A 14,167-nucleotide genomic window follows, 5' to 3' on the forward strand; every position below is an offset into this window, starting at 1 on the left:
AGGATTTGACAATGAGCATGACGTTTTCCGGACAGGTCGCCGTGGTCACGGGCGCAGCCGCGGGCATTGGCCGTGCGACGGCCCAGGCATTCGCGGCTGAGGGCCTGAAAGTGGTGGCGGCCGACCTGGACGAGGCGGGTGGCGAGGGCACAGTGCAGTCGATTCGTGAGGCGGGCGGTGAAGCGCTGTTCGTGCGCTGCGACGTAACGCTGGAAAGCGACGTGCAGAACCTGATGAGCGAAGTAATCAATGCCTATGGCCGGCTTGATTACGCCTTCAATAACGCCGGGATCGAAATCGAAAAGGGCAAGCTGGCCGACGGCACCCTCGATGAGTTCGACGCCATCATGGGCGTCAATGTGAAGGGCGTCTGGCTGTGCATGAAGTATCAATTGCCGTTGCTGCTGGCCCAAGGGGGCGGTGCCATCGTCAATACCGCCTCGGTGGCGGGGCTGGGGGCGGCGCCGAAGATGAGCATTTATGCAGCGTCCAAGCACGCGGTGATCGGCCTGACCAAATCGGCGGCGATTGAATACGCCAAGAAGAAAATCCGCGTGAACGCGGTTTGCCCGGCGGTAATCGACACCGACATGTTCCGTCGTGCCTATGAAGCGGATCCGAAAAAAGGTGAGTTCGCCAACGCCATGCACCCGGTAGGACGCATCGGCAAGGTCGAGGAGATCGCCAGCGCGGTGCTGTATTTGTGCAGCGATGGCGCTGCATTCACCACCGGTCATTCATTGGCGGTGGACGGCGGCGTCACGGCTTTCTGAAGAACGTTGTATTTAGCGTGTAGGACTAGGCCCGCACTTGTTGTGGGCTTTTTCTTTGGGGGTTAAAAATGCCCCGTGTCAGCCCCTGAATGTGTTTCAAAGGGTGAGAATCGACCGTTTTGGTGACGTTGTCGTACATCGTCCAGAGACGGCCTGTGCTTAACTGTTTCCAGAGATAAAACAGTTGCTTAGGAGCTTGGTTACTCATGGAGTTGAGAATCGACCGGCAGGCCCTGGTGCCTGTCGTGCAGCAAATTGTCGACGCGCTGGCCGGCTGGATTCGACAGGATGCGGTGCAACCGGGAACCCGACTGCCCTCCATTCGCCAATTGGCCCGGGAGAATCTGCTCAGTCAGTCCAGTGTCAACGAGGCGTGTGAACGCCTGGTGGCCCAAGGGGTGTTGGCGGCGCGCCATGGTTCGGGTTTTTTTGTCGCGCCGCCTCCGTCGTCCAGCTACGAGCCCTCCGACAAAGACTGGCTGGAAGACGTGCAGATCACCCAAGACAGCGTACCCCAGAACTCGCAGTGGGAGCTGAAGCTCGGCTGTGGAGGGCTGCCCGAGAGTTGGCGCGAAAGCGATGATCTGGGCTACGCGATCCGTCAGGTCACCCGCACCGATATGGCAGGGCTGTTCAGTTACAGTACGCCGATGGGGCTGCCCGCTCTGCGGGAGCAACTGTCCAGGCGCCTGAAACAATTCAATATCCACGCCGATAAAAACCTGATCCTGACCACCACGGGCGCGACCCACGGTCTGGACCTGATTGTGCGCACACTGCTTGAGCCTGGATGCTGCGTTGTGGTGGAGAGTCCGGGGTATTCGAAGCTGTTCGACCTGCTCAGGTTTCATGGCATCGACATGATCGAACTGCCCAGGACTCCGCGCGGCCCGGACGTCGATGCACTCCAATGTCTCTTGGCGACGCATCGGCCCAGCGCTCTGTTCGTCAACAGCGCCTGCCACAACCCGACCGGCAGCAGCCTGGCCCCGGCCGTGGCCCAGCAACTGCTGCAACTGGCGAAAAAACACGCCATGTTGGTGGTCGAAGACGATGTCTATGCCGACTTCCAGAACTCAACCCGGACCCGACTGGCAGCGCTGGATACCGACGTGGTGTACGTGGGCAGCTTCTCGAAAACCCTGAGCAGCTCATTGCGAGTCGGTTTCGTCGTGGCCGGATCGTCTGTCATCGCACGCTTGAGGGACGTCAAGGGCATTACCAGCATGGGCAGTTCACGCTTCTGTGAGTCAGTGCTGGCCAATCTTCTGGCCAGCGGCGCCTATCGCAAACTGGTCCAGCGTCAGCGCCAGCGTTTGAGTGCCGACATGGCAGCGGTGTTGCAGGTGCTGGAGGATGCGGATTGGGAAGTGTTTGGCAGGCCGGCCGGCGGGCTGTTCATTTGGGCGCGTCCACCGTTATGCGACTACGCTGCATTGCAGCGCTTGGCCAAGCGGTTCGGTGTGGTGCTTTCGTCTCGTACAGCGTTCAGCCCGTCGGGTGCTGTCAGCGACTGGCTGCGGATCAACGTGGCCCACGCCTGCGATTCGAGGGCCCAGGCATTCTTCCGCGCGGCGGCTCTGGATCGACCTCAATTGTCCTGAAAACGACGGCGCTGTAGCTTTTTGCCATTATTCCGACGCCAGCATCTTGTGTTACAGGGCATCTCGTTGCGAATCTGCAATCAACACACACTGGCAGAGGACTGGGCGCAATGATTTCGGCCGTGCAAAGACGTTTTGCCAACCTGGGTATGGCAAAGAAACTGGGCCTGGGGTTTGTCCTGGTGCTGCTGCTTACCGCCGTGGTGGCGGCCATCGGTGTCTGGTCCCTGCAGACCATCAGCTATCGTTTCGATGGCCTGAAACAGATGTCATCCCTCAATAGCGGCTTGCTCAAGGTCCGCCTGCTTGAGCAGGAATACGCCTTGCGCTCGGACCCGAAAACGGTCGATGCCTTGCGGCTGGGCGTGGACGGACTGATTGCCCAGGCCAACGAGCTCAAGGCGCAATCGGCGGCCAACGTGCCGGTGATGAACGACGTGGAGCAAGCCTTGGCGGCTTATCGCAAGGCGTTCGACGAATTCGTCGAGTTGAGCCAGAGCAAGGATCTGGCACTGGAAATGGCCAGTTGGTCAGTGTCCAGCGTTGCCAATAACCTGGATGTGCTGCAAGCGGGCCTGGCAGATGATGGCGCTTATACCCTGAAAGAGTCCGAAGGCAAGGAGGGCGGCGAGTTCATTGAGCAAGCCAATCAGGTCAGCGAAGTGTCTCGGTTGATGTTGCAGGCCATGAACGAAGCGCGGGTACGCCTGGATCAAAGCCGCAAAGGCTCTGAAGAGGGCGGCCAGGGCACTATCGAACAGGCCGAGCAAGCCATGAAGCAGGCCGAGGTGCTCAAGACCGCCGTCAAGGACCCGGGATACCAGACCGTGCTTAACGAAGTGGCCGGGCATATCGCTGGTTTCAACGAAAAACTCGCTGAATACACCGGCCTGCTGGCCCAGGAGAAAATCGTCTACCAGCAACTGCACGAGCGTGCCTCCCAGGTAGTGGAGCGGGTTGACCAGGCTTACACCGCCGAGGACGGTGCCATGCAGACGGAACTGAAGAAGAATTCGCTGCTGATCATCGGCTCGTCGGCCCTGGCGCTGCTGGTGGGACTGATTGCGGCCTGGGTCATTACCCGGTTGATCGTCGGGCCGTTGCGCAGCGTCATCCGTGTTGCACAGCAGATTGCCTCGGGCGACTTGAGTGCAACGGTGCAGGTGACGCGCCAGGATGAGATCGGTCAACTGATGCTCGCCATGCAACAGATGGGGGCGGGCCTGAGCAGTATCGTCAGCGGTTTGCAGGCCGGTATCGAACAGTTGGCCAACTCCGCCCAATCGCTGTCGGCCGTGACCGAGCAGACCAACCTGGAGGTCAGCAGCCAGAAGGAGGAGACCGAACAGGTCGCCACGGCCATGAACCAGATGACCGCCACCGTGCACGACGTGGCGCGCAATGCCGAAGAGGCGGCCCAAGCGGCCCAGACCGCCGACGATAAGGTTGAAAGCGGTCAGCAGGTGGTGCGTCAGAGCATGGTGCGCATTGAACAATTGGCCGACTCGGCCACTTCAGCCAGCAGCAGTATCGAAAGCCTCAGCGCTGAGATCCAGAACATTGGCACGGTGTTGAGCGTGATCAAGAGCGTGGCTGAGCAGACCAACTTGCTGGCGCTCAATGCGGCCATCGAAGCGGCCAGGGCCGGTGAGCAGGGCAGGGGCTTTGCGGTGGTGGCCGATGAAGTGCGGGCCTTGGCCAAGCGCACGCAACAGTCCACCGAGGAAATCGAACGCCTGGTGAGCGCCTTGCGCTCAGCAGCCCAGACCTCCGTGCAGCAGATCCAGAGCAGTGGCGAGCTGGTGAAGATGGCGGTCAGTGATGCCCTGCAAACCGAAAGCGCCCTGGGGAGCATTGCGGCGGCGGTGTCGCTGATCCAGCAGATGAATCAGCAAATTGCGGCGGCGGCCGAGCAACAGAGTTCGGTGGCTGAAGAGATCAACCGCAGTGTCACCAGCATCCGCGCCAGTGCCGATCAATCTTCCCTGGCGATGCAGGGCAATGCCGCGTCGAGCATTGAGCTGGCGCAGCTAGGGGTTGAGCTCAAGGGGATGGTGGGGCATTTCAGGCTGTGAGCTGTCGACGGACCCTGTGTAGCGAGGGGATAAATCACCTCGCTACACAGGAGTCAGGCTTGAGAGCCTAACCCGAATATCAGTCGTAAACCTTCTTCTTCTTCCACTCGTCGTTTACTTCGGCGTCCTTCAGCCCTTCGGTCAACTGGTTGACTTCGCCTTCGACTGGCTGGGTGCTGGCCAGAACCATGGCATTGGCGCGGGCCAGGAGTTTTTCCAGGTAGTCCAGTTGTTCGGCATAGACCTGCGGTTCCTGTTGCTTGCGCAGGTACTGCACACCCCGTTCGAACGCCAGGCGGGCCTGCCCCGGTTGTTCTTGCTGCAAGGCGTGTTGGCCGAGATTATTGAAGAACTCGATGTGCAACAGCACCAGGATGTGTCGCACTTCGCGGATCCAGCGCTTGGCTTCGTTGGGCGGCAGGAAGCCATCCTGGGCGGCGCGGGTAATCTGACCGTGAAGGGCCTCGAGCAGAAACCGCACATCCTTGGCCTTGGCTTCGGTCTGGATCGGTGCCGGTGGGTTGTTCACCGGAATCGATTCACCCTGGGCGGCGAGTGCATTCAGTTCGTCCAGGCGCGCCTTGACCGCCGTATTGGTTTTCTCCAGGTTCAGCAGGCGCTGGCAGACGTTGATCTCAAGACGCGTGATCAACAGCTTCAGGGCCGGGGTCATCAATTGTCCGGGAAAGGTTTCAGTGAGCTCGCCACAACGACGCAAGCGGTCGTTGAGTTCAATCTTGGTACGGGCCTTTTCCAGCTTGTTGTTTTCCACCACATGGTTCATGTAGCCAATGGCGATCAACAGTGCGATCCCGGCTACGACGAGCAGGGTGATCATGAGTGGTGTCACCGGTAAGACCTCTTTATTGGGGTTCGCATATCAAGAGTGTAGTGGCTTGGCTTTTAAGCGCATAGGCCTGTGCGATGCGATTAGACAGGCGTGGCACTGCGTATGGAAGTGCGGCGAATATGGATGCACATTGCCACTATTTGTCGGACACGACTATAACGTCTTGGCGGATGACAGAATATAGGCGCCAGAGACCGGACGGGCAAAATGTGCGAACAGCCCCTAAACCGGGCGAAGTCATTGATTTAAATAAATTTATATCTGGGGGTTGACGACCCAGCAATCCATCCATAGAATGCGCGCCACTTACAGCGTAAAGCACTTAGCCAAACGCGATAAGCAGTGAATGTTGTACGTGTGTCCCCTTCGTCTAGTGGCCTAGGACACCGCCCTTTCACGGCGGTAACAGGGGTTCGAGTCCCCTAGGGGACGCCAATGCGGGAATAGCTCAGTTGGTAGAGCACGACCTTGCCAAGGTCGGGGTCGCGAGTTCGAGTCTCGTTTCCCGCTCCAATTTTAAACAGCGTTGCCTTCGGGCAGGGCTGAGTGAAACCAGAATCGATATCTTCGGGTGCGGATCTGGGCACTGGAACACACACCATGTGTTCCGGGCAGCGTGTCCCCTTCGTCTAGTGGCCTAGGACACCGCCCTTTCACGGCGGTAACAGGGGTTCGAGTCCCCTAGGGGACGCCATTTGCGGGAATAGCTCAGTTGGTAGAGCACGACCTTGCCAAGGTCGGGGTCGCGAGTTCGAGTCTCGTTTCCCGCTCCAAATTCAAAAAAACGCCGCTCATTGAGCGGCGTTTTTTTCGTCCGTGAAAAAGCGCGCTTCAATCTTCGAGGCTCTCCACCAGGCTCTCAAGTGCGTCTGCACGCTCGTTTTCCGGCAGATCGGGAGCGGGAATCATTGTTCGCATCTGCCGCGCCAGGCGGTATTCACTGGGTGTGCAGTTGGCGTACTGCTTGAAGGCGCGGGCGAAATAGGAGGGATCCTTGAACCCGGCCTCATAGCCGATGCTGGTGATAGGCATCTGGCTATTGTCGAGCAGTTCCTTGGCAAAGCTCATGCGTTTGTTCAGTACGTAATCGGTGAAGCCAAGTCCGTTGGCTTCCTTGAACACGCGGCTGAAGCGAAACGTGGTCATACCGCATCGCTTGGCCAGGTCCCGCTGATCGATGCTGTCGCGAAAATGCTGGTCGATGTACAGCATGATATGGCTCAGGGCCTGGTGTTTCTGGTGCCCCGAGGTCAGGCGGATGCTGTCTGGCAGGGTGGGCGCGTGGTCGATCAACGAAGTCTTGCGCGGGCCACAGGTGTGGCGGCGTAACTCGCATAATTGCACCAGGGCAGTCAGGTAGCGCTTCCTCTCTGTAGCTGACAGGGGCAGTACCATGTATTCCCACACACTCGAGCGCATGGCCCAGACCGCCAGTTCTTCGGAGTGCTGCACGGTGAACATGGTGATGGGAGTGGCAGGGACGGTGCGTTTGATCTCCAGCAACCGCCTCAGGCCCGGCGTATCCGGGCGATCGAAATGGATGCAGATCATGTCCGCCTGTTCCCCGCCGGGCAGCAGGGCATCTTTTGCCTGGGTGCAGTCGCAAGTGTCCTCGAACTGGCTGACAAGTTCCGGGGTGGACCGATCGTGAGTCAGATCGAACCACAACAGCTTTGGCTTTCTAGTCAGATTCGATGGCATGTGCTTACCACTCAGCGTTGCGACTGCCCTTAAGCTAGCAGTATTGCCAATGTGCCATCACTTCGCCGAATAATTTTTTATAAAAAGCCGGTTTTTTAAGCGCCGTATGCTCAGAAGGCCAGAGCGCGAATCGTTGCGAGTTGCAATCGCAAGGCATGCCTGGCTCCCTCCGCAAAATAATCCTAGCGATGTGCAAAATCCTCCTAACGGCTATCCCCACCCGCTGACTAGGGTTGCATCAGGCAGTTGCAAATGTACTGCCTCTGAAAACAACCCTGATGAGGTGCGCAAAATGACTCTTCAAACAATCAAGGCTTCGGTGCTGAAGTTCGCCAAAGATGAAGACGGCCTGACCATTGTGGAATACGCCGTGGCCGGTGGGTTGATTACGGTGTTGGTGGCCGCCGCCTTCGTTCTTCTGGGCGGTGCCGTGAATACCAAGATCCGCGCGCTGTGCCAGGCCGTCAACGGCAACGTTGCCTGCTGATAGCGATAACTGCGCGGGGACACGGCAGCTTTCAAGGAAGCCTCGCTTGCGACTCTTTTGCTGTGAGTACAACGATTCATTCAAATGGACTTGGCGTTGTCCCCGACAACTCAGTTCATGGCGTTACAACCTTTATTCAAAGGTGAGGTGAAAAAAATGACTCTGCACACAATAAGAACTTCGATCAGCCGGTTCGCCAAAGATGAAGATGGCCTGACCATTGTTGAATACGCCGTCGCGGGAGGTTTGATCACGGTGTTGGTGGCGGCAGCCTTCGTTCTTCTGGGCGGCGCGGTGGACACCAAGATCCGTGCGCTGTGCCAGGCCGTCAACGGCAACGTGGCCTGCTAACGATAACTGCAACAGGGAGACGCGCCATGTCCATGGAATTGCTGGTGTCGACGGTGCTGCTGCTAGGACTGCTGGGTGTGGCGGTGGTGAGCGATTTGCTTCGCCACCGCATCCCCAACACGCTGGTCCTGTTGGGCCTGGCCTTGGGTTTGGCCGGTCAGACTTATACAGGCGGGATCAGCGGAACGGGCGACAGCCTGCTGGGCATGCTGGTCTGTTTTGCGCTGTTTTTGCCCATGTATGCGGTGGGTGGCATGGCCGCCGGAGACGTCAAGTTGATGGCCATGGTGGGCAGTTTCCTGCCGGTTCATTACGCATTGTGGGCTGCGCTGTTCAGCCTGATTGCTGGTGGCGTGTGCGGTTTTCTGATCGTGCTGGCCCGCGGTCAGTTGCTCCAGACCCTCCAGCGTTACTGGCTGATTGTGCGGGCCCAGGCTTACCTGGCACCTACCGCGGATGAAGTGGCCGGCAAACCTTTTCCTTATTCGATCGCGATCCTGATCGGCACCTTGAACAGCGTCTACTGGCAGCTGATTGCCGATGGCTGGGGAGTCTAGTCATGCACGTCATCAACGATAGTGATGCCTACCCCAGTGAACGGGAAGCGGTGCAACGCCTGGCACCTCAGCCATGCACGATTCAAGACACCGGCCTGACCGACAGTTTTCTCGGCGAGCTGGTCTGCAAGCATCTGCACGACGCCGGTGTGTTGGACCTGCCGCGGCTGGTGGAACGCCTGGCGCTGACCGGCGCGGTACTGGAAGAAGTCCTGGCGTTCCTGCGCAAGGACGGTCGTGTCGAAGTGCTCGGCCAGCTCGGGCAAACAAGTGTGCAGGCCTTGCGTTACGGCCTGACCGAACGTGGCCGCAGTGCCGCCCGCGATGCCCTGTCTCGCAGTGGCTATATCGGTGCGGCACCTTTTCCGGTGAGTAGCTATCGGTCCCTGATCAAGATCCAGACCATTCACCATGGGCGTATCACCGCCACCGACATGCAACGGGCCCTGGCCGGCATGGTGCTGTCGCAAGGCATGCTCGATCAGTTGGGCGTGGCACTGAATTCAGGGCGGGCGATCATGATTTACGGCCCGGCGGGCACGGGTAAGACCTATGTCAGCAGTCGTCTTATCCGGCTGTTCGCCGAGGCCATCTGGGTGCCCCATGCCATCGTCATCAATGAGTCGGTGATCGAGATCTATGACCCGCAAGTGCATCAGCGCCTGGATGACAAGAGTCAATCGAACAATCTGATGCTCAATGAAGGCATCGACCGTCGGCTGCTGTGCTGCAAACGCCCGATTGTCATCACGGGCGGCGAGTTGAACATGGAGCAGCTGGACGTTCGCTATGACCCCTTTACTCGCCAATACCAGGCCGCGTTGCAGCTCAAGGCCAGCAACGGCCTGTTCATCATCGATGACATGGGACGCCAGCGCATGGCCCCGGCCGAATTGCTCAATCGCTGGATCGTGCCGATGGAAGAGAAGCGCGACTTCATCAACCTGGGCGGTGGTCGCCATTGCGAGTTGCCGTTCGATCTGGTCCTGGTGTTTTCCACCAACCTCAACCCCCTGGAACTGGCTGACGAGGCCTTTCTGCGCCGCATCGGCTACAAGGTGCAGTTCGGTTACCTCAAGCCCGAAGAATACGAGCGCATCTGGCGCCAGGAGTGCGAACGCCTGGGCATTCCCCATGACCCGCTGCTGGTGCGCTATGTGCTGCAGCAGCTTTATGCCGGCGAGGGCATGCCGCTGGTGCCTTGCCATCCCCGTGACCTGTTGAACATGGCGCTCGACCGCCAGCGTTACCTGGGCGGTTCCGGGCCCCTGTTGCCGCAAGAGCTGGAATGGGCCTGGCACAACTACTTCGTTCAGCTCGACTTCCTTTGAATCGGAGATACCGACATGAGCTCTCGTACGCTTTCGCTGATTGGCGTTTCCCTGGTAATGGGCCTGGGTGCCGCATGGATGGCTGACTCCTGGCTGAGCGCACGACTTAACGCCAAACCCGATGACCACTTGCGAAGTGTGGTGGTCGCCACCGTACCAATTCCCTTCGGGCAAATGGTCGAGGCCCAACAGGTCACGACCGTGCGCATGCCCATGGATACGATCCCGGACGATGCCTTTGACTCCAGCGAACAGGCCGTGGGCAAGATCGCAACGTTCGACATTCTGCGCGGTGACATCGTGCGGGGCGCGCGTCTGAGTGAGCACCTGGGTGGCAGCACCCTGGCGTCCCTGATCGATCCTGACAAACGCGCCATATCGGTACGGGTCGATGATGTGGTCGGTGTGGGTGGGTTCCTGTTGCCGGGGAACCGGGTCGACGTGCTGGCAACCAAGACCACCAGCGCCGGCAGTAACAACGCCGTGTCCCGGACCATTCTTGAAAACCTGCGGGTGCTGGCGGTGGATCAGACGGCGGGCACCGACAAGACCCAGCCGGTGGTGGTAAGGGCCGTGACGCTGGAAATGTCGGCCACTGAAGCGGAGGCCCTGGTGACTGCGCAGACCGAAGGCAAGTTGCAACTGGCCTTGCGTAACCCGCTGAACCTGGAGAAAAAAACCGTGGTCGTGGCGCCCCCTCCGGCTCCGGTGATGGCGGTGGCGACTGCTGCGGTGCCAAAGCCCGTAGTGCAGCGCAGCCCCAAAGCGCAGGCCAGCGGGATCACGGTGATCCGTGGAGTTGAAAGCAGCGTCGTCAACGTTCACTGAAACGCGTAGAAAAATGCCTGGTCCCTTCGGCCATGGCGATGCCGATCCTCACGTGTCGGCAAACGAGGGCTCGATCATGAATCCCAGTATCCGGCAGCCTGTCACTGCGACGCCTCGGCGCCAGGAAGGAGCAGTGAGTGTATTGATGGTGATCGCGTTAATGGCGATTTCCATGATGGCGGCATTGGCCCTGGATGGCGGACACATGCTGCTGAACAAGACCCGTCTGCAAAATGCCGTGGATGCCGCGGCCCTGAGCGGCGCCAAGACCCTGAGCCAGGTGACGGGAGGGCTCAACATGGCCAGCACGACTCGGGCCGCTGCCCTGGACACGCTGACACGCAATGCCGACGCTGCGGGCAACGCTGAACTGGCAACCGCTGTCGCCGGCAACCCGGCTGCGTTCGCCGCAGTGGAGTTGGCCAGCAGCGTTTATGGCCCGTTCTCCTATCCCGGGCCGGCGGATGCCAAATACGTGCGAGTGTCTGTGTCCAGCTATCGGTTGAGCGGTTTTTTCTGGAGTTTCGTTCAAACGATGGGCAGTGCCGGCCTGGGCAACAAGGCCGTGGCGGCGATCGCCACCGCAGGCCCCAGCCCGACGGCTCCGTGTGATCTGGCGCCCTTGATGGTCTGCGGCGACACCAGCCAATACGACCCGGCTGCCGGGAATTTCTGGAGTTACCGCTTTGGCGACCTGACGGTGCTGAAGACGGCCGCGGGCAACACGTCGCCCATTGGCCCGGGCAATTTCCAACTGCTCGATTTCGGCTCCGGCGGCAGTGCTGTGCGCGAAGACCTGGCGGGCGGCGGTTCGGTCTGCCGCAGTGTCGGGGACAACGTCCAGACCGCACCGGGCAACAAAGCCGGCCCGACTTCCCAGGGCTTGAACACGCGATTCGGTATCTATAACGGTCCGGTCAGTTCTTCGGACTATCCACCCGACCTGGTCACCACTTCGAGCAACCCGGCGATGACCTATAACGATTCGCTCTCCCAGGCGCAATACAAAGGACAGCCCATTACTTCGAGCAGCGGTGATCTCTCGGCCGGCGGCGAGGCAATACTGGACTACAACGACTGGCGAACAGCGGTTGCCGCCTGTGTGGCCGGAGCTGGCAATGGCTGTGAGAGCAACGGGGTTTTCGAACGGCGGATGCTCAAGATCGTGATCGGTGATTGCACCGGCAAACTGAGCGGTTCTACCTCGATTCCCGTCCTGGGTTTTGGCTGCTATTTCGTCGTGCAACCGGTGAATGGCGGAGGTTCGGACTCCATCATCTTTGGCCAGTTCGTCCAGGAATGCGAAGGCGATAATGTGCCCGGCCCCACGCCGGTCAGCGATACCGGGCCGCAGGTCATTCAGCTCTACAAAACCTATCTCAACGGCAGCGGCACTCCGAGCACCGACTCGTAGGAGGCGTCATGAGACTTGCCCATTTCAAACCCGCGCAGGCCCAGCAAGGCGTGGCGCTGGTGGAATTCACCCTGGTGCTGCCGTTGTTGTTGCTGCTGTTGCTGGCTTTTGGCGAGTTCGGCCGCATGCTCTTCCAATACAACGTGCTGCTACAGGCCAGCCGTGATGCCAATCGATTCGTCGCCAGCCAGGCCTGGAATACCACCCTGGGCACCATTGCCCTGAACAACACGCTGCAGACCCAGACGAAAAACGTCGCGGTGTATGGCACCCCGAGCCAGGCCGGCACCGCTGTGGTGGCCGGGTTGACCACGGCTAACGTGGAGGTCGCGGCGGTGGGGGCTGACCATGTGCGTGTCACCATCACCTACACCTTTTGCCCGGTGATTGGAGCGGGCAATTGCGGCGGAACAATTCCCGGTTTTTTCGGCAGTGCCATTGCGCTGGGAATCCCACTGGTCGCGACCACCGTCATGAGGGCGTTGTGATGAACAACAAGCACATGAAAGGCACCTATATCGTGGAGTTCGCCTTCGTTGGCCTGCTGGTGTTCATCCTGCTGTTTGGCGTGGTGGAGATGGGCCGGCTGTATTTCACCGCCAATGCCTTGGATGAGGCCGCGCGGCGCGGCGCGCGTCTGGCGGCGGTGTGCAACATCAACGATCCGGTGGTGTTGCGCCGGGCCATCTTCAACGCCGCGACGGACGCAGGCACCAGCCAACTGATCAGCAGTCTCGCCACCTCGAACCTGGCGCTGACCTATCTGGATGTGAACGGCGCGGTGGTGGCGAACCCCGCCGACACGGTCAGCGCCAACGGCTTCCGCGCTATCCGTTACGTCCAGTTGAGCGTGCAGAACTTCGTTTTCAATCTGTTCATTCCTGGGTTTGGCGTGCCCATTACCTTGCCCACATTCAGGGCGACCTTGCCACGCGAAAGCCTTGGGCGTCATTCCGATTCCGGGGAGATCACACCATGCTGAATACCAGGGAAACTCCACTGTCGACCGTCACCGGCAAAGCCGGGCTGCGGTTACTGATCAGCAGCCGTGACGCTTCGTCCCTGCGCGACTTGCAATGCGTCTGCCAGCGCATGCCTTGCCTGGAAGTGAGCACGCGCCTGGTGAGCAACGGCCATGTCGATCCGCTCTATGGCCTGGAGCGAATGCCCGATCTGCTGTTGTTGCGGGTCAGTCACTTGTGGCGCGAAGAGCTGGCGGCGTTGCTGCAGCGGCCTGCCCATGAGCGTCCACCGATGCTGGTGTGCGGTCTGATGGGCGAGCAGGAAGGCATGCGGCTGGCAATGCAGGCCGGTGCCCGGGACGTGCTGCCCGAGCCTTTCGCCGAGACGGAACTGGTGGCCGCCCTGAATCGTCTGGTTGCGGAGGTCCGTGTCGGCCACGGCGCCGAAGGCAAGTTGGTCGCCGTGATCGGCGCCAAGGGTGGTTCCGGTGCAACGCTGGTGGCCTGCAACCTGGCCCAGCAACTCAGCGCCCAGGCAGGTACCACTCTGCTGCTGGATATGGACCTGCAATTTGGCAGCGTGACCCACTATCTGGATGTGGCCCAGTCCCATAGCCATCTGCAAGTGCTGCAACAGGTCGAGGACCTGGACAGTATCGCCCTGCGGGGTTTTTGCAGCCACTTCAGTCCGACCCTGCACGTGCTGGGTGGCCGTAGCGGCGAGTTGTGCCTGCCACAGGACGCCCAGCCGGAACAACTCGACGCCTTGTTGCAATTGGCCCGTGCCAGCTATGACTGGGTGGTAGTGGACCTGCCGCGTCAGATCGACCACCTCACCGGCTCTGTGCTGGAGCAGGTCGACCGGGTCTACGTGGTGGTTCAACAAAGCGTCAGCCATCTGCGCGATGCCAGCGCCCTGGTGCGGATTCTTCGCGAGGACCTGGGCGTGCGCGGGGACCAGTTGCAGGTGGTGGTCAACCGCTATGACAAGGCGGCTGCGGTCAGCCTCAAGGATGTCGCAGAAGCCCTGCGGTGCACCAATCTGTCGAAATTACCCAATGACTTCAACCTGGTCAGCCAGAGTCAGAACACTGGCGTGCCGTTGGGGCTGCATGCGCCGAGGGCGGCCATCACCGTTGCCCTGCGCGATTTGACCGAAGACCTGGTCGGTCACCAGATGGCCGCAGACAAAGGCCTGCTCAAACGTGCCTTCAACCGTTTTTTCGGGGGATGA

The 14,167-nt window shown here is 60.0% G+C and carries 14 protein-coding genes, 4 tRNA genes and 1 pseudogene; 17 read left to right on the top strand and 2 right to left on the bottom strand.

The window, feature by feature from the left end; genetic code table 11:
- Positions 1-11 precede the first annotated feature (11 nt).
- The 4 genes and pseudogenes from HQ912_RS08945 (at position 12) to HQ912_RS28075 (ending at position 4,452) form a co-directional block, all read left to right on the top strand.
- Entirely contained in the window at positions 12-773 is a 762-nt protein-coding gene (locus HQ912_RS08945) for an SDR family oxidoreductase (protein ID WP_160893097.1), read from the top strand.
- A 206-nt stretch (positions 774-979) separates the two neighbouring features.
- Positions 980-2,377, top strand: coding sequence for a PLP-dependent aminotransferase family protein (locus HQ912_RS08950; RefSeq protein WP_173406683.1), 1,398 nt, complete (start codon positions 980-982; stop codon positions 2,375-2,377).
- A gap of 989 nt (positions 2,378-3,366) precedes the next feature.
- Positions 3,367-3,591 (top strand): annotated as a pseudogene (locus HQ912_RS28070) (HAMP domain-containing protein); the annotation flags it as partial.
- Complete coding sequence (locus HQ912_RS28075) at positions 3,589-4,452, top strand: methyl-accepting chemotaxis protein (RefSeq protein ID WP_371264151.1); 864 nt, start codon at positions 3,589-3,591, stop codon at positions 4,450-4,452. The pseudogene HQ912_RS28070 and the gene HQ912_RS28075, both read left to right, overlap by 3 nt.
- Positions 4,453-4,531: 79 nt before the next feature.
- Here the strand turns inward: HQ912_RS28075 and HQ912_RS08960 are convergent, their stop codons facing one another.
- The gene (locus HQ912_RS08960) at positions 4,532-5,290 is read right to left on the bottom strand and encodes a hypothetical protein (RefSeq protein ID WP_076383820.1); all 759 of its coding nucleotides are present in this window, start codon (positions 5,288-5,290) and stop codon (positions 4,532-4,534) included.
- A gap of 371 nt (positions 5,291-5,661) precedes the next feature.
- Here HQ912_RS08960 and HQ912_RS08965 point away from each other — a divergent pair.
- The 4 genes from HQ912_RS08965 to HQ912_RS08980 all read left to right on the top strand — a co-directional run bounded on the left by HQ912_RS08965 (position 5,662) and on the right by HQ912_RS08980 (position 6,075).
- Positions 5,662-5,737, top strand: a tRNA-Glu gene (locus tag HQ912_RS08965).
- A gap of 2 nt (positions 5,738-5,739) precedes the next feature.
- Positions 5,740-5,815, top strand: a tRNA-Gly gene (locus HQ912_RS08970).
- A 105-nt stretch (positions 5,816-5,920) separates the two neighbouring features.
- Positions 5,921-5,996 (top strand) — tRNA-Glu (locus HQ912_RS08975).
- Positions 5,997-5,999: 3 nt separating this feature from the next.
- Positions 6,000-6,075: transfer RNA gene (locus HQ912_RS08980), tRNA-Gly, on the top strand.
- Between the two features lie 58 nt (positions 6,076-6,133).
- On the opposite strand, the gene HQ912_RS08985 is transcribed toward HQ912_RS08980, so the two are convergent.
- Positions 6,134-7,003 carry a DNA-binding response regulator gene (locus HQ912_RS08985; RefSeq protein WP_047228158.1) on the bottom strand — a complete coding sequence of 290 codons (870 nt, stop codon included), beginning with the start codon at positions 7,001-7,003 and terminating at the stop codon, positions 6,134-6,136.
- Between the two features lie 292 nt (positions 7,004-7,295).
- Between HQ912_RS08985 and HQ912_RS08990 the strand changes: the two genes are divergently transcribed.
- From HQ912_RS08990 to HQ912_RS09030, 9 genes are all read left to right on the top strand, one after another.
- Positions 7,296-7,490, top strand: a complete 195-nt coding sequence (locus HQ912_RS08990; protein ID WP_008070254.1) for a Flp family type IVb pilin — start codon at positions 7,296-7,298, stop codon at positions 7,488-7,490.
- Between the two features lie 156 nt (positions 7,491-7,646).
- The gene (locus HQ912_RS08995) at positions 7,647-7,841 is read left to right on the top strand and encodes a Flp family type IVb pilin (RefSeq protein ID WP_047228300.1); all 195 of its coding nucleotides are present in this window, start codon (positions 7,647-7,649) and stop codon (positions 7,839-7,841) included.
- 26 nt (positions 7,842-7,867) lie between these two features.
- Complete coding sequence (locus HQ912_RS09000; RefSeq protein WP_047228159.1) at positions 7,868-8,398, top strand: prepilin peptidase; 531 nt, start codon at positions 7,868-7,870, stop codon at positions 8,396-8,398.
- Between the two features lie 2 nt (positions 8,399-8,400).
- Positions 8,401-9,729 carry an ATPase AAA gene (locus HQ912_RS09005; protein WP_047228160.1) on the top strand — a complete coding sequence of 443 codons (1,329 nt, stop codon included), beginning with the start codon at positions 8,401-8,403 and terminating at the stop codon, positions 9,727-9,729.
- Positions 9,730-9,744: 15 nt separating this feature from the next.
- A complete protein-coding gene (cpaB, locus tag HQ912_RS09010; protein WP_047228161.1) occupies positions 9,745-10,557 on the top strand; it encodes a Flp pilus assembly protein CpaB in 813 nt (270 codons plus the stop codon).
- Positions 10,558-10,633: 76 nt separating this feature from the next.
- The gene (locus HQ912_RS09015) at positions 10,634-11,971 is read left to right on the top strand and encodes a TadE/TadG family type IV pilus assembly protein (protein WP_218575714.1); all 1,338 of its coding nucleotides are present in this window, start codon (positions 10,634-10,636) and stop codon (positions 11,969-11,971) included.
- Between the two features lie 8 nt (positions 11,972-11,979).
- On the top strand, positions 11,980-12,459 hold the full coding sequence (locus tag HQ912_RS09020; RefSeq protein ID WP_047228162.1) for a TadE/TadG family type IV pilus assembly protein: 480 nt from the start codon (positions 11,980-11,982) through the stop codon (positions 12,457-12,459).
- Positions 12,459-12,953, top strand: a complete 495-nt coding sequence (locus HQ912_RS09025) for a TadE family protein (RefSeq protein ID WP_173406684.1) — start codon at positions 12,459-12,461, stop codon at positions 12,951-12,953. The genes HQ912_RS09020 and HQ912_RS09025 overlap by 1 nt, the downstream gene beginning before the upstream one ends.
- Entirely contained in the window at positions 12,947-14,167 is a 1,221-nt protein-coding gene (locus HQ912_RS09030; protein WP_047228164.1) for an AAA family ATPase, read from the top strand. Before HQ912_RS09025 ends, HQ912_RS09030 begins: the two co-directional genes overlap by 7 nt.

Origin of the sequence: Pseudomonas sp. MPDS (assembly GCF_013283895.1) — a bacterium.
In the GTDB taxonomy this organism is placed as follows: domain Bacteria; phylum Pseudomonadota; class Gammaproteobacteria; order Pseudomonadales; family Pseudomonadaceae; genus Aquipseudomonas; species Aquipseudomonas rhizophila.